Origin of the sequence: Flavobacterium sp. 5, assembly GCF_002813295.1 — a bacterium.
GTDB lineage: Bacteria > Bacteroidota > Bacteroidia > Flavobacteriales > Flavobacteriaceae > Flavobacterium.
Genome location: NZ_PHUE01000001.1, coordinates 4,576,307 through 4,593,160, shown reverse-complemented (window position 1 = coordinate 4,593,160; position 16,854 = coordinate 4,576,307). Strand labels below are relative to the sequence as shown.

Annotated in this window: 16 protein-coding genes; all 16 read left to right on the top strand. The window is 30.3% G+C overall.

Annotated elements, in window-relative coordinates:
* The first annotated feature begins 242 nt into the window (after positions 1-242).
* Entirely contained in the window at positions 243-1,412 is a 1,170-nt protein-coding gene (locus tag CLU82_RS19255) for a hypothetical protein (protein ID WP_100844630.1), read from the top strand.
* A 22-nt stretch (positions 1,413-1,434) separates the two neighbouring features.
* Entirely contained in the window at positions 1,435-1,947 is a 513-nt protein-coding gene (gene tssO, locus CLU82_RS19250) for a type VI secretion system TssO (RefSeq protein ID WP_100844629.1), read from the top strand.
* 52 nt (positions 1,948-1,999) lie between these two features.
* Entirely contained in the window at positions 2,000-2,449 is a 450-nt protein-coding gene (locus tag CLU82_RS19245) for a hypothetical protein (protein WP_198520242.1), read from the top strand.
* Between the two features lie 19 nt (positions 2,450-2,468).
* Positions 2,469-3,839, top strand: coding sequence for a DUF5458 family protein (locus CLU82_RS19240; protein WP_100844627.1), 1,371 nt, complete (start codon positions 2,469-2,471; stop codon positions 3,837-3,839).
* Between the two features lie 100 nt (positions 3,840-3,939).
* The gene (locus tag CLU82_RS19235) at positions 3,940-4,470 is read left to right on the top strand and encodes a hypothetical protein (RefSeq protein ID WP_100844626.1); all 531 of its coding nucleotides are present in this window, start codon (positions 3,940-3,942) and stop codon (positions 4,468-4,470) included.
* A 79-nt stretch (positions 4,471-4,549) separates the two neighbouring features.
* A complete protein-coding gene (locus CLU82_RS19230) occupies positions 4,550-5,263 on the top strand; it encodes a hypothetical protein (RefSeq protein WP_100844625.1) in 714 nt (237 codons plus the stop codon).
* Positions 5,264-5,275: 12 nt separating this feature from the next.
* Entirely contained in the window at positions 5,276-5,707 is a 432-nt protein-coding gene (locus tag CLU82_RS19225; protein WP_100844624.1) for a GPW/gp25 family protein, read from the top strand.
* Positions 5,708-5,890: 183 nt separating this feature from the next.
* A complete protein-coding gene (gene tssD / locus CLU82_RS19220) occupies positions 5,891-6,277 on the top strand; it encodes a type VI secretion system tube protein TssD (protein WP_100844623.1) in 387 nt (128 codons plus the stop codon).
* Positions 6,278-6,435: 158 nt separating this feature from the next.
* Positions 6,436-6,831, top strand: a complete 396-nt coding sequence (tssD, locus tag CLU82_RS19215) for a type VI secretion system tube protein TssD (RefSeq protein ID WP_100844622.1) — start codon at positions 6,436-6,438, stop codon at positions 6,829-6,831.
* A 27-nt stretch (positions 6,832-6,858) separates the two neighbouring features.
* Positions 6,859-8,664, top strand: coding sequence for a type VI secretion system Vgr family protein (locus CLU82_RS19210; protein WP_100844621.1), 1,806 nt, complete (start codon positions 6,859-6,861; stop codon positions 8,662-8,664).
* Positions 8,665-8,667: 3 nt separating this feature from the next.
* Complete coding sequence (locus CLU82_RS19205) at positions 8,668-9,942, top strand: DUF3289 family protein (RefSeq protein WP_100844620.1); 1,275 nt, start codon at positions 8,668-8,670, stop codon at positions 9,940-9,942.
* Entirely contained in the window at positions 9,929-10,519 is a 591-nt protein-coding gene (locus tag CLU82_RS19200) for a hypothetical protein (RefSeq protein WP_100844619.1), read from the top strand. The genes CLU82_RS19205 and CLU82_RS19200 overlap by 14 nt, the downstream gene beginning before the upstream one ends.
* Positions 10,520-10,984: 465 nt before the next feature.
* The gene (locus tag CLU82_RS19195; protein WP_100844618.1) at positions 10,985-12,820 is read left to right on the top strand and encodes a type VI secretion system baseplate subunit TssF; all 1,836 of its coding nucleotides are present in this window, start codon (positions 10,985-10,987) and stop codon (positions 12,818-12,820) included.
* 189 nt (positions 12,821-13,009) lie between these two features.
* Positions 13,010-14,239, top strand: coding sequence for an HD domain-containing protein (locus CLU82_RS19190; protein WP_100845083.1), 1,230 nt, complete (start codon positions 13,010-13,012; stop codon positions 14,237-14,239).
* A gap of 131 nt (positions 14,240-14,370) precedes the next feature.
* Positions 14,371-15,414, top strand: a complete 1,044-nt coding sequence (gene lpxD, locus CLU82_RS19185; protein WP_100844617.1) for a UDP-3-O-(3-hydroxymyristoyl)glucosamine N-acyltransferase — start codon at positions 14,371-14,373, stop codon at positions 15,412-15,414.
* Positions 15,407-16,795: a bifunctional UDP-3-O-[3-hydroxymyristoyl] N-acetylglucosamine deacetylase/3-hydroxyacyl-ACP dehydratase gene (locus tag CLU82_RS19180; RefSeq protein WP_100845082.1), complete on the top strand. Its 1,389-nt coding sequence runs from the start codon at positions 15,407-15,409 to the stop codon at positions 16,793-16,795. The genes lpxD and CLU82_RS19180 overlap by 8 nt, the downstream gene beginning before the upstream one ends.
* The last annotated feature ends 59 nt before the right edge of the window (positions 16,796-16,854 follow it).

Here is a 16,854-nt window from a genome sequence, read left to right as displayed (position 1 = left end):
GATTTGCAATTCATACAAAAAATGAGAACAAATAAAACAGCCTTAATAATTAATTTTGTTTTTGAAATTTAATAAATTCATAAAAAAGTAACACTACAAAATTTCTAAAATTAGGGCACATTATACAATATTGTCAATATTTAACCAGAACAAACTTATTTAATGAAGATTTTTTTTAAATGAAATTTAATAATAAGGAAAATAATAAAAGAACAACATCTCATTTTAAATAAAAAGAATATATGATAGAAAAATTAAGTCATTTTCCCGTAAACTGGATTGATGGGATGAAAATAAATAAGAATCATTTTTTAGCGATTCAGGATAATGTCTCTGAATTAGTAAATGACGCTATAGGTATTCATACCACACCTATGAGCTATGGATTATTGGATTCTGGGAATCAAAACAAAGAATCTACAAAAATCACACTAAGTATTGATAATCACAAATTATTACGCGTACGTGTAGAGGAATGTCATGCTATTACACCAAACGGATCAAGAATAGAAATCAGTAAAAGTAACACCGATACGCTAGATCTTCAAGTTTCCTATCCAGAAGACACCTATGAAATTAAAGATGGTGAACAAATGGTCTTACTGGCATGTATATCCGTTAACTCAAAAAAAAGAATTCCGTTTGGAGAACCAGATCCTGACGAAGTTCCGCCAAGATATCCATTTACATTGCCAGAATATAGACTTCATTTAATCAAAGCAGACGAATTTCGTTCTGGAATTGGGTATGGTGGATTTTATCTCGCAATTGGTAAAGTTTTGATTGGAAACACAACAGTTCTTGATGAAGATTATATTCCGTCTTCTGTAACTGTAGCTTGTCACCCTAAATTGGTTGATATGCATGCGCAAATTGCACGCTCTTTTGGTCAGATAGAAATTTATTCTGTACAGATTTCTCAAAAAATTAACCGAATTCAACAAACTGGAATTTTAGCACAGTCAGTTATACAATTAGCAGATAATACAGGGTATTATTTAGGAAATTGTCTCACTCAGTTTCGTTGGTTTGCCTTGCATCAGCATCCTGCCGCGATGTTGAGTACAGTAGTGTCCTTTGCTAGAGTAATGAAAAATTTTATCGATTCAAAATCAGGAGCAGGTAAGGAGGAGTTACTAAATTATTTTGCTGAATGGTGTGATTTTTCACAAGGAGATCTTGAAATATTATTTACCTCACTTATTAATGCAAGTTATGATCATGTACATATTGACAAAACTGCTACGCTTGCAATGAATGCTTTAAGCAGAATTGAAAAGTTGTTTGAGACCCTAAATAAGTTGGATTATATAGGGAAGAAAAAAGAAAATATCGAACTTTTTGTTGCCGAAACGGATAAAAAAGACATCATTCATAGCCCGAAACGACACGGCTTTTTTATAAAAGATTAAAAATATAATAGTAATATAAATTATGGAAGTATTAAACAAACAAGAACGTCAAAAAGCTTTTATCGCTTTTCTAATTGCATTTATTCTCACTTTTTCAGTGATGTTAATTTCGGTATCATTCAATTTTTATATGCCTATTGCAGAAAATAAAGTACTGAAATCTGAGAATGAAATGATGAAAAGAGAATACGATTATCAAACTAATTTTTCAGTAAAAATTGACAGTATTAGAATGACAATTGATTCAATTAATTCCCCAAAAGTGGATAATGATTTTCAGCAACGTTTGGCTAATGTTATGATTGCCAATATGTATCAAAAAATCCCAAAAGATACTACTGAGAATAAAAAACTATACAACAATGTTGTTTTGGCATACAAAAACATTATTGATTATAAAAAGCAAATTAGAAGCCTTACTCATAATTCACACTTAATAGACAGTTTGAATCAATCGGCTAAAACATATAAAGAAGAGTTAGAAAAAGTAAGTAGAGATTTAGATGTCTGTCGTCAGATTTATCAAAATCAATAAATAGAATAATAAAAGTAAAAAATTAGTAAACAACCATTTAAAATTTAAAATTATGTTATCAAATTATGGAATTGGAGGTAATGAAGTAAAATTAGATGCAGATGAAGCAATCACTGCAATCCCTCAAAACAGAACACTTGTTGCTCAAAAGCTAACTGTTGATGCTCCTGTAAAACCAGAATTGGTTGAAGGAATTACGAGTGTAGAAAAAGCATTCGAACACTTTAAGCCAGAAGTGAAAGTAAATTTTGAAAATGTAGACGGTGCTACAAAAGTAGAAGCGTTGAATTTTAAAAATTTAGGTGATTTTGGTATAAAAGGAATCACTTCTCAAAGTAGTTTTTTATCTGATTTAGAAACAGAAAAAGACCAATATCAAAAAATCATTCGTCAGTTAAAATCAAACAAGATTTTAAAAGCTGCTTTGGAAGACGGTGAAGCTAAACAAGCTTTATTGGCTAGCCTTGGAACGCTAATTAACGAGTTAAAAGAAAATAAATAAATTTTATAAAAAATATAATATGTCAACAAAAGAAGCATATAAAGGAAATGACGCTGATACTGCTGTATTAGAACGTAAAGTAGTTGGTGGTGCAATTGAAAAAAATATTGAAAAACTGGCTAAATACGGTGGATTTGATTTATTGGAAATGTCAATAGAAGGAATTCAAAACCTCAATCCAGACAGAAAAGCAAGAAGAAAAATTTTTCTTAGTGAAGTAAATAAAGTAAAAGAGAGAGAAACTCTTAAAAAAACTTTAGAGTTATGGGTTTCGGTTTTAAGCAACAATGAAGCTTTAACTGATATGGTGGCTCAAAGTGAGGACAAATGCAAAGAATCTGAAGCATTGTTAAAAAAGAATTTGATTAAAGCGGTCGAAGATACAAGAGAAATTGAAGCTGCTTACAGAACAATTGCTTTATTTTTCAAAAATACAGAAATTGATAAAGTTAAAAATGTCACTATCGTAAATGCTGATTTAGAGCAATTAAAAGACCTTGACAACACTCGTTTTATCGATGCTATTCATTCAGAATTAGTTGATAATTATGACCGTTTAGACCTAAAAAACAATTATGGAATACTTGTAATTCCTGGTTATTTAGGTTCTAATAAAGTAATCGAAAAATGGGCTAAGATTGCTCATGAAAATAAAGTAATGTTGGTTACTGATTTCGAACATCTTGACGAACCGGATGACGTAATGGAAATGTTCGATGCTGCTTCTTTAACAGGTGGTGATGTATATCGTTCGAATGTAATAATGACTTGTAATTGGTTAGTAGGTCGTGGAAGATTTGACCAAATTGGTGAAAACGAAGATTTACACATTGCACCATCTGCAGCACTTGCTGGTAAAATATACAAAACATTGATGTCTCAGGTTACTGCTGGTAAAAAATTCGGTGGTATTAATGAAGTGGACGGAGTAAAATTTGACCTTAAGAAAAGTGAAATTGCAAATCTTGAAAACTTAGGATTAGTTCCTATGGTAAACGAGTACGGAAAAGTAATGGCTTTCTCTGCAAAAACTTTGTTTAGTGGAGATAATTTAGGGTTACAAACGTATTCAGTAGTTCGTGTTTTTGATTATGTTACTAAAGTATTAATGGATTTCCTTAACCGTCGTGCTTTCGAAAACTTTACAGCTAAAACCCGTAAAGAAATTATGAATCAAATCGTTAGTTTCCTTGATGGTATAACAGGCCCAGATAAATTAATCGAGAATTTTGAAATTCGCAGATTTGAACAAGATCCAATTCAAAAAGACAGAATATATATGGACATCCATATGAAACCATATTTCCCAGCCAAAAATTTCCTTATAAAAATGGATGGGCAAAAAGGAACTGATGGAACAGAATGGGATACAGATTACGAACAAAAATAATTGTACACTAAATTCTAAAAAGGAAGCACATAAAAAATGTGTTTCCTTTTTTAAACAAAATATTGATCTTTTGAATGATCAAACCAAATAATTCAAATTCATGAACGTACTTAAAATTATACTTTTAGTCGGATTATTTTCTATTACAAATTCGATAAAAGCACAAAAAATAAATCCAATTGATACTTTAAATTGTCCAATTTCTCAAAATGATTTATTGCTTTCAGGAAAGTTATTTGCAAGTGCGAAACCAATTTTGCTACGTGTATTTAATGAAGAATATGAGGAATATGCAGTGTTTCAACTTGGTAAAAGACAAAGTAGCATATACTTGTATTTTAAAATTTTCACTGATAATGTTTGTGTGAAACAGAATCAACCCCTGGAACTTTATTTTAAAAATGGAGATGTGTACATTCTGAAAAATACGTACAAGGTAAATTGTGATGGTACAGCAGTTTTGGAACTCACAAGAAAAGATATTAAAAAATTAATGACCAATTCTATTAATACTATAAAGTTCTATTCACTTAAAAAAGATTATGAATTTAGTCCTAGTGAAGTTGATAATCAAAATATAAAATTTTATCTGCATTGTTTAAAATTATATAAAATCAAGAAAAAAAAATAAATCAAATTTGGACTTAAGTCAAAACTGAAAAATAATTCAAGATTAACTTTAAAGCTTAATTCATTTTAAAATTTTAAATATGCCATTTCCAGAATTAAATCTTTCCTTGGGACTTACAGATAATGATGGTTCTATTTTTTATGCGGGAAGCGGAGAAGGCAAAGTTGTTGTCCGAACTGACTCTGCCTTAAAAAAACATACAATCAGTATAACAATTTCTGAACAACAGGTGGGTATAGTCAATCTAAAAACTCATTTTGAAGGAGCGGATATTCCAGCTGAAATAGAGATACCAACGTATCAGATGATTGTTACAGATGATAAAACCAATGAAAAAGAAATTTATAAAGTAACACGTGATACTTTTTTTTATAAAAAACAGACAACAAAAAAAGGGTTGTGGAGTTTTTTAGGTTTAAAATTTTTAGCACCAAAAAACTTTCTTTTCGAGAATATACCATTTGAACCTTTAAAAGAGGATATGGAGATATTTGATATTTCTAAATACAGAAAATTAAATCAAGAAGAACTTACTTATACTTTTCAAAAAGAAGGACAAAACGTTCAGATTTATTCTGGAGATATAAATAGACTGAAAATTGAAAAAGGAACCAGCTATTTTCTAATTGTTGATGAAAAAAAAGGGCAAAGATTTATAGGTGACATTTTGTATCGAGAAAAATTTTTAAAAATTACTCCAAATGTAAAATTACATATAATCAAACGAAAAGAGGTTTCAAAAGGAATGGAAACAAACAAGGAGGGAAGTACAAATAGACTGGTTTATATTTAAAAACATACAATAATGAAAGGAGCTTTTTATAAACTACCTATTGATTTTAATAGTGTTATACAAAAGAAAGAATTAGAAAAAACTTCAATTGAACATTCAATTGCACAACAGATAATATTGCTGGCGACAACAACATTTGGCGAATGCAAGTTTGATGAAACTTTTGGCTCTAGAATTTGGGAGATTGATTTTGATTTACTCATGAATGAAAATACATTAAAAGAAATCATTTCAAAAACAATGAAGCAATCTCTGCTTTTGCACGAAAGAAGAATAAAAGTAAATGAACTCAAAGTTGAATTATCAGAAACTATGTATTTAGTTGATGAGGTTAGCAGAGCAAAAAAAAAGGTTGACATTATTATTGAAGCAACCATAAAAAGTACAAATAGAGATTTTGATTTTCGAGGATATTTTTTTGTCGGCCCTTTGTCTTACAAATAATTAAAAAATTAACAGTATTTAGATTTTATTTATTTGTAAGTAATTACTTTTTAACTGTTTTTCTATAAATAATTTAAAAATCAACAATTGTAATTAAAATTTTATAAAAAATAAATTTATTATAAGATTTTAATTATATATTTACAATATAAATAAATAAATTAATAACTAAAAATTTTTATTATGTCGTTTTTAACATCGTTATCAGTTGCAGGAAAAGATTACAAAGTATTGAATGTAAGCTATGATTTAGCTCAAGAAACAGACGCGTCTGGTCGTCCATCTACGGTAACACGTGGTGGAAGAATTATGATTGAAGTTGAGTCTACAGGAAGTACTGAATTGTTTGAGTGGATGACCAATAATTTCGAAAGAAAAGATGGGTCAGTAAAATTCATCAAGCGTGATTCTAATGCTACTCTAAAAGAGTTGAAGTTTACAGAAGCTTACATGGTTAAATACAAAGAAAACTTTGACCATAACAGTGAAAATCCGTTAACAGAAACTTTTATGATTTCTGCTCGTAAAATTTCTATGGGTGGAGGAGAATTTGATAATGCTTGGGTATAATCCTTTGGACTTTATCAAACTTAATCAAGTTTAAAACCATTGAAGGGAGTCCATTTTTTGGACTTCCTTTTTTGCTTTATTTTTAAAAATCTAAATCTTTATAGTAAGCTGGTGCACATTTTGTCATAGTACCTTTTAACAATCTAACAAATCTACAAATGAGTTTTTTATCTAAATTACATATAGACGGAGAAGAATATAATGTTCTTGAATTTAATATTAGTTTTAAACAAGAAATTGATACAACAAGCAAACCTACAGGAAATGCAAAAGGAGGCATCGTAAAAATGATAATAGAGGCAACTCAAAACAGCCACTTTTTATCATGGATGCTAAATGGTGATTTAACCAAAGATGGCAAAATTGTTTTTTACCGAAGAGATGCCTTAAGCAAAATGAAAGAGCTTAAGTTTGTAAAAGCTTTTTGTGTTAGTTATGATGAACAATTTACAAGTACTACAGAGGTTCCGATGAAAATAACAATGGAACTAGTTGCTAAAGAATTGACTTTTGGAGATGCTAAATTTTCGAATAACTGGATTGCTTTAGATTAAATTAATAGCTACTAAAAAGCATTTATTATGGCACATTTTTCAGAACAAGTACACATAACTATAGGGAGTTTTACCCAAAATATTGTTTATTATGATTTTAAGCTATCACAAAAAATGGCTAATCATCATGAATTTTCATTCATTTGGCAATACACAGGAAAGGCACTAATAAACCCTGTAGATCAAGCCAAAGCATTAAGAAATTATTTAGGAGATGAAGTAATATTCACTTTTATGAGTCTTACTGGAATTAAATTGATGAGTAAAGGAATTATTACGGAATTATCCTCAGTTGATCTTAATGGAAGTCCAGTTGGTTTACATGTTACAGGGGTAAGCCATAGTGTTTTCCTCGATGATATAAAAAAATCAAGAGCTTATCAGGAAATGACTATGGATGATATTGTTTTAAGTATTTTTTCTGAGGGTCCTGGCGAATTTTATCAAAGAGACTCTATAAAATCTACCCATCTCAAAGAATTTAAAAACCTTGTACAATATAACGAAACTAGTTTTGAATTTCTAAAAAGAGTATCAGCACGTTATGGTCAATGGTTTTATTTTGACGGGATGCGAATGCAGTTTGGACAAACGAAAAACAGCAAAACAAAGCTTATTAACGGAGCTTCACTTCATGGTTTTAAGATACAGACCAATATGTCCTCGCATAAAATTTCCTTAACAGGGTATGATTATAGCAGTGGAGCAAATATTCGCAATTCAGCAGCCAAAACTTCTACAGGTAGTAAAGATAGTTTTTCGGCTATTGTGGGCTACAATCAAGGAACGGTTACTAATAGTGATTTAAGTACTGGTGCTTATACAACAAACGCTCAAAATAAAGACGATATAGATGAAATGGTAACACTACAAACTTCAGGTAGTGATGCTAATAGTGTGTATTATAGTGGGATATCATACTTCCCAATAGGTCTTGGACAAGTATTTACGATAGTAAATCAGACAGTAGAACATGAATTAATCGCAGTCGAGGTTATACACCATTCACAGGTACATGGAAATTATTCCTGTGAGTTCAAAGCAATTCCAGCCGACGTTGCCGCACCAAATTATACCGATGTACACATATTTGCAAAAGCCGAGACACAGCCTGCCAAAGTAATTGATAATAACGATCCTGATGGTTTAGGTAGATTAAAAGTAGAGTTTAATTGGACAGGTGGGAATATGAAGAGCGATTGGATACGTCTCATACAACCACATGCAGGAGCAGGCAAAGGTTTTTACTTTATTCCTGAAATTGACGAAGAAGTATTAGTAGGTTTTGAAGGTGGCAATGTACAAAATCCTTATGTTTTAGGAACGCACTATAACGGTAGTGAATCTAGTGGATATGCTGATGGAGAAAATAATGTAAAGGCAATCCATACACGCTCAGGAACCAAAATCATTTTGAATGACGGTGAAGGTAGTGTTTTGATTGAAGACCCTTCTGGTAATACTTGGCAAATGGATGGAAAAGGGAATATTAGTGTGAATGCACCTAACGATATTAGTATAAATGCTGGTGGGAATATTTCAATGGCAGCAGGACAAAATATTAATTCTACAGCGGGAACGAATATTTCTGAAAGTGCAGGAGGTGATATTTCACAAAATGCAATAGCAATGATTTCACACAATGCAGGAGCAGATTATTTAGTAATGGCAAAAAACATTACTAAAGTAGCTAGTGAAAATTATTCTGCTGATGCTAAAGATATTACTCGAAATGCCTCAGGCAAAATTGAAGCAATTTCTGTAGATGAACACATTCAGAACAGTAAGGGTAAAATAGAGAATCTGTCAGGAGAAAAATCTTTGAATGCATAGATTATGGGAAAGATTACTATAATAGCCAATAATTTTTTCGAAAATGCATCTGGTAGCATTAGAGATGATGGAGCCCAAATTTCAAATCAATCAACTAAAAAAGTTGTTCAAAATAGTAAAAAAGAGATTAGTTATGATAAAAACAAAGATAGAAAACCTCCTACAGATATTCGAATAACAAAAGTTGAAGGGCCATTTGATGGTAATGGAAAATTAGTAGATAAAATTGTTTTAGGAGCCTCTTATATTTTTAAAGCAACAACGACAAGAAAACCTACAGTCCCTGAACTTAAATTATTAAAATGGGCTGTGAAATTAGATGATACTGAAAAACAAATTATCTTAGGTGCAGCAAATTATAATAAATTAGAAGGAGATAAAATTATTTTACCACTGAAATTAAATCACACTTTTGAGAATGCAAAAGTGTATGCTTTCTATCAAAAGGCTGATGATGCAGTATGTTTAGATATAAAAAACAAAGATGTTTTCCATCCTTATATTATTGCACAATCTCGCCATCGCAAGGGGATGAACGAAGAAGGCACCGCAACGCATCATGACATGATGAGCAAAGATATGACTGATGCCGAAATAATTACATTAAATCCAGATACAAAAAAATGGATTGATATAGTAAACAAGGAAGGATTCCAAGGGATAAAAAAATTAGCTGATGAAATGGAGGATTTACTAACTGACTTTTCACAAGGAGAGTTAGAAGATATAAATTTAAAAATGTATAAAAAATTTGTAGGAAATAAAGAGGGCGATTTTTCAGATGAAATTTTAACCAAGGCAGCTAAAGAGCATGATAGTACTAAATTATTTTTAAAAAGATTAAAAGAAAACATGAAATTGCAATTACAGCAAAATCCAAATTTCGTGTTTGAGAAGCAACTATTGGTAAATAATGATAAAAATCTTTACATTCCAGGAACCAAAATACAAAGAAAAGATATTCCTAGCCCTACATATTCAGATAAATATGGTGGATTAGGTATAGCAATAAATGACACATGGGGTTATAATGTTATAATAACAAATTTTGTAAAAGATGAAAAAAAAAGAACATTTGCTGCCACGTTTGACATTGATTTTTTTGATCATTATGGACTAAATAGTGAGGATATTGATCCCAAAATAAAAGGTGGCTTTTTTGAACCTGCAAGTTTTGAAGGTTTTTTATGTTGGTTTATTCTGCAACATAAATGTGGTTATAAGCCATTTTGTACCGTAATAAAAATAAAAAATAAAACAGTTAATGAAACATATTAAAAAGCGAAGAATATTACTAATTATTATAGCGATAGTATTATCTCCTTTTATATTGTATAAATTGGAAGGAACAAAAATACATTGGATTAAGTTTGAAAATAAAAAAGTGGCTGATGATGTGTTCGATGTTTTTGTTTTACAAAATCCTCCTTCTTCCAAAGAAGAACTTATAAAACTAATCGAAGAAATGAACGATACAATAGATTTGAAATCAAGAGCAAATAAGACGTTGTATGTGCAATCATTTTATAAAGAAACTTTTAATTTAACAAGATTCTATAAACCTTACTATCATGCTTTTATAGGAGGTGCTTTAATTGATATCAGATCTGATAATTCGGAATTTATAAATGAGTATCTTGTTTCTTATGTTTATAATGATAAGGAATTAATTAAAGAATATAAAAATTGTAAAGAAGCCTGTCCCACTTTACCATATTATCGTTTTGAAACTTATAACAGAAGTTCTACAGAAACTATAAATGATACAATTTATAATATTACTGAAGGAAGTCTTGTATATTTTTATCCAAATGGTTTTAAAGAAAACCCTAATAAACATTGGAAAATACAATAAAATAGATAGTTGGAAATTATAATAGAAAAATAAAATTTATTGAACGCTGATAAGTATTTTATCATTATTAATATTTTATCCCCTTTATATCAGAATTGTAAGGAACGATAACATATAAACTAAATTTATGTTCAAATTAATTAAGGAATTGGATTCCATCTAGGACTTTACAACATACCTTAACTATAAGTCAGGTCATTATTATCTATTGTTTAAAAATTTTTAACTTTATAGTGACTTTAATTTCTGTATGTTTTATATGAATTTTTATGATATCCATTAACAATTTTTTACTGTCTTTTATAAGAAGAAGTTTATATTTATAGATTGAGAAAACTACTAATTGAATTTGTTGTTTTTTAAAGAATGTAGTGAAACATTTCCAATAAAAAACAAAAATTAATAAGAGCTATTATTTAAAATAATTGACTTAGCGTAAAGCTTTTTTGCTATTAAAAAAAATCAATGAGACAAGAACGAATAAAAGATAGGGTATTAAAAAGAGCAGCCAGAACATGGGGCTTTTCAGATGTTGAAATGGAAACATCTTTCGATCCAGTTGTATCGATGATGCTTAATGCATTATCATATGAATTAGAAAAAGTAGCACATGAGCTTGAGGATTCTAAAACCCGTGTAGTAGAAAGGGTTCTTGAAATTATGTTCCCAGAGGTTATTGCTGGTACAAAACCAGCTAGAGCGATTATGTATGCTTTGCCAATTGAAAATAATATGAATATTTCTTTAAAAAACCAGATGTCGGTTAACAGAAGAATTCATAATATTTATAATCCCTTAGCACCAATTACCAAAGAGATAACACTTTCGCCTACACTCGAGGTGAAATTAGCTGCAGCAGAGGTAAAATATGTTGCCTATGAAAGAAATCTCTATGAAATCTCTAATCTTTTTTACAAAGATGCAGTTCGGGATTATAGACATTCATTACCTTCTGGGGAAGTATTTTTAGGTATCGAGTTAAAGAATACTATATCCGAAATAGAGAATTTAATGTTATATATCGATATTAAAAACACACATCAAAAAGAAATGTTTCATTACTATTTAAAGCAAATGAAATGTTTCCATGACGATAAACAAATTCTTGTAGAAGAGGGATATAATGTTCCTGTAAACAATTTTGATATAGAGAATATCATCAATCGCAATTACACACATCTAAGTGAAGTAATGCAGGAGGTAAACGAATTTTATTTTGATAATTTTTACACTTTTAAAGGGAAGTTACAGTACAAAACAATTAAAGAATACAGCACTGAGTATAAACATTTTGAAGGAGTTACCAATAGCAATGGGAATCCTATTATTTGGATAAAAATGGTTTTTCCTGAATCGTTAATTCCTCAAATAATTGATAATGTTTCTTTTACCGCAAATTGTTTTCCAGTAATTAATAAAAAAAGACATACCATAAATAAAACACTCGGCAATTTTTTATCATACGTAGCTCTTGAAACTGATAATAATATATATCTCGATATAGATACTGTTGTTGATGGATTCAATAATCATTACGAAATAAAAGAATTCAAAGATGGTGTTCTTGAAGAAGGAAATGCAGTGTTACGAACAGGAGGAGTTTCCAGATTCGATTCCAGAAGTGCTTCAGAGTTACTTCAAAATGTATTAGACTTATTAAAAGATGAAAGTTCTTCTTTTGCAGGTTTAGGAAAAGATTTCATGAATAGTTCATTGGTAGAAATTAATCAGTTATTAGCATCTGTTGAGCAGCAAGCGAAAGAGAGTAATTTTTCCAAAAATAATGCTCCCTATTTGATGATTAAGCCTAAAATTGATGATTCTATAGGGAAATCATTTGCAATAAATTATTGGTCAACATGTGCAGAAGAAGGAAATGATATTAAAGCAGGAACAGTTTTAGAATCCAAAGACGATTTGTATTTTGTTAGTAAAGAAGTTGTATTGGTCACCAATACTGTTGGGGGAATGAATAAGCAGAATAACAAAGATCGTATTTTGGCTTATCGCAATGATTTATTGACAAGAGGGCGAATTGTGACTTTTGCAGATATAAAAGCTTTTGGTTTTAATCATTTTAAAAGTTGCATTACTGATGTTAAAATAGAAAAAGGTACACGAAAAGAAATTTCTGTAAAAGCAGGATTTAGCCGAACGGTAGACATTTATTTAAAAATAAATTCAGTCGAAAAAGAGCTTTTATCCCTTACAGAATGGGATTATTTGTGTGAGAGTTTCATGAAAAATTTAAAAAACAAATCTTCAAACGTATTTCCATATCGGTTGTTTATCGAAATTTAGCTTTTATAAGATAGTTTTCAAAAGACAAAAGACCTCCAAGGAATAAATTTTGGAGGTTTTTTTATTGTATGAAATTTGCTCTTTTCTTATTACAGTAGCTGACAAAAGTTTTTGCAATTAGAATACAAAATCGATTTCAATACTATATACTATTTTAACTATATTTGTTTTCCTAAAAATTACTTGATTGTGTCTCAAATAAATAAATTAAAAATATTCAATGATCCAATTTACGGGTTTATTACTATCCCAAATCCTTTAATCTACGATTTAGTCCAGCATCCTTATTTTCAGCGGTTAAGACGTATATCTCAAATGGGACTGTCTTATTTAGTATACCCAGGAGCTAATCACACCCGTTTTCACCATGCTTTAGGCTGTATGCATTTAATGCAAAAGGCAGTTGAAGTCTTGCGCTTTAAAGAAATAAACATCAGCACCGAAGAAGAAAATGCATTATATATTGCCATATTATTGCATGATATAGGACATGGCCCATTTTCACATGCAATGGAAAGCAGTATTGTGGAGGATGTTCATCACGAAGAAATTTCATTACTATTGATGAATGAACTCAATATTGAATTTAATGGTCAATTGAGTCTTGCCATTCAAGTTTTTAAAGGAGAATACCATCGTAAATTTATGCTACAATTGATCTCTAGCCAGCTGGATATGGATCGCATGGATTATCTAAAAAGAGATAGCTTTTATTCAGGTGTTTCCGAAGGAAATGTCAATTCTGAGAGATTGATTCAGATGATGAATGTGGTGGATGATGTATTGGTGATTGAAGAAAAGGGAATTTACTCGGTTGAAAAATTTTTGATGTCACGTAGATTGATGTATTGGCAGGTATATTTACATAAAACAAGCTTGGTTGCCGAACTAACTTTAACCAAAGCTTTAAAACGAGCCAAAGAATTAACCGAAAGAGGGATTGTTTTGCCATGTAGTGCTCCCTTATTATTTTTCATGCAAAACAAAGTAACCTTAGATACTTTCGATCAAAAAACAGTAAAACTTTTTACAAAACTAGACGATTTTGATATTATTAGTGCCTTAAAAGCATGGGAAAGTAATGATGACTTTATTCTCTCTTCGTTAAGCAAAATGATTATTAACAGAGACTTATTAAAAATAAAATTGACCAATGAAAAAGTTTCTTTAGAAGAATTGCAAGAGCAAAAAGAACGTTTTTCAATTAAAAATAAAATTACATTGGCCGAGTCTAATTATTTTATATTCAAAGGAAAAATAAAAAGCCAGGCATACAGTAAAGTAGCTGAACCTATACGAATATTAAATAAAGATGCAACTATCGAAGATGTTGTAGAAGCTTCTGACCAACTGAATTTGAAGTCGTTATCAAGGTTAGTAACTAAGTATTATATTTGTTTTCCAAAACAACTGCTTTAAAATTAACATTTAAAACCTATTTTTTATATTTTTGTCGCCATGAATCAAGCCAATCCATTTTTATTATATAGTGTGAGAACTAACTTTTAGTCTGTTCCGTCTTATACCTTTTAAAAATACAATACAATAAGATGAAATTTACAGCTGAACAAATAGCAGGAATATTAGAAGGAGAGATTGTTGGTAATCCCAATGTTGAAGTGTCTCGCTTATCTAAAATTGAAGAAGGAACCAGCGGTTCTCTTACTTTTTTATCCAATCCAAAATACACTAACTTTATATATACCACTGAAGCTTCAATTACAATCGTTAATGATACTTTTGAACCTGAATCTCCAATAAGTACAACACTTATAAAAGTAAGTGATGCCTATAAAGCTTTTTCTAAATTATTAGAGTTTTATAATCAAGTGAAATTAAATAAGAGTGGTATTGAAAATCCTTCTTTTATTTCCGAAAGTGCAGCCTATGGTGAAAATTTATATTTAGGAAGCTTTAGTTACATAGGAGACAATGTAATATTAGGAGATAATGTTAAAGTATATCCCGGAAGTTTTATTGGTGACAATGTGACTATTGGTAATAATGTCATTATTTTTGCTGGTGCTAAAATTTATTCCGAGACAGTAATTGGAAATGATTGCACAATTCATTCAGGAGCAGTTATTGGTGCTGATGGTTTTGGGTATGCTCCAAATGAAGATGGTACTTATAATAAAATTCCACAAATTGGAAATGTAATTATTGAAGATTATGTAGATATTGGTGCCAATTCAACTATTGACAGAGCCACATTAGGATCTACCATTATAAGATCCGGTGTCAAAATTGACAATCAAGTTCAAATTGCTCATAATGTAGAAATAGGAAAAAATACAGTTATTGCTGCCCAAACAGGAATTGCAGGCTCAACAAAATTGGGTGAAAACGGCATGATTGGAGGACAAGTAGGGATTGTAGGGCATTTAACTATTGGTAATAATGTACGTATTCAGGCTCAATCTGGAGTTGCAAGCAATATAAAAGACAACGAAGTATTACAGGGAAGTCCAACTTTTGGATATTCTGATTTTAGTAAATCGTATGTTTATTTTAAGAATTTACCAAAAATGGTAAAAGAAATAGAAGAGTTAAAAAAACAAATATTAAACCAAAAAAATGGAAACAATGGTTAAACAGAAGACCATCAAAACAGAAATTTCGTTAACGGGAGTTGGATTACATACTGGAAAAGAAGTAAAAATGACTTTTAAACCTGCTCCAGTAAATAATGGATTCACTTTTGTTCGTGTTGATCTTGAAGGTCATCCTGTTATTGAAGCTGATGCTAATTATGTAGTTAATACACAACGTGGTACAAATTTAGAAAAATTGGGTGTCAAAATTCAAACACCTGAGCATGTTTTAGCTGCCTTGATGGGTTCTGATTTGGATAATATTATCATTGAATTAGACGCTTCTGAACTTCCTATTATGGATGGCTCTTCAAAATTTTTCATGGAAGCCATAGAAGAAGCTGGTATACAGGAACAAGAATTAAATCGTAATATATATGTAGTAAAAGAAGTTATTTCTTTTATAGATGAAGCTTCTGGAAGTGAGATCATGGTTATGCCAAGTGATCATTACAGTGTAACAACTATGGTTGATTTTGGTACAAAAATATTAGGTACTCAAAATGCAACTTTAAAAACTATTAATGATTTCAAAACTGAAATTTCTAATGCAAGAACATTTAGTTTTTTACATGAATTAGAAGCATTATTAGAAAATGGATTAATTAAAGGCGGGGACTTAAATAATGCTATCGTTTATGTAGATAAAGATATTTCAGAATCTACAATGGAAAGCTTGAAAAAAGCATTCGGTAAAGATGAGATTACTGTAAAACCAAATGGTATTTTAGATAACCTTACTTTGCATTATCCTAATGAAGCGGCAAGACATAAATTATTAGATGTAATTGGTGATTTAGCCTTAATTGGAACTAAAATCCAAGGAAAGATAATTGCAAATAAACCTGGACATTATGTGAATACTCAGTTTGCAAAAAAAATGTCAAAAATCATCAAAAACGAACAAAGAAATTATGTTCCTACTTATGATTTAAATCAAGAACCATTAATGGACATCCATAAGATTATGGCAATGCTTCCGCATAGACCTCCATTCTTGTTGATTGACAGAATAATCGAAATGTCTGATAGTCACGTAGTAGGCATGAAAAACGTGACAATGAATGAAAGTTTTTTCATTGGTCACTTTCCAAATGCACCAGTAATGCCTGGAGTTTTGATTGTAGAAGCTATGGCACAAACTGGAGGTATTTTAGTTTTGAGCACAGTTCCAGATCCTGAAAATTACTTGACTTTTTTCATGAAAATTGATAATGTAAAATTCAAACAAAAAGTATTACCTGGGGATACACTTATTTTCAAATGTGACTTAATAACTCCAATACGTAGAGGTATTTGTCACATGCAGGCAAACGCTTATGCAAATGGGCGATTAGTTGCTCAAGCTGAGTTAATGGCGCAAATTGCTAGAAAGCAATAAATTTTGATTAAATGCTTTATAAAAAGTATTAATCTTTTAATTAATTAAAAAAACAGTAG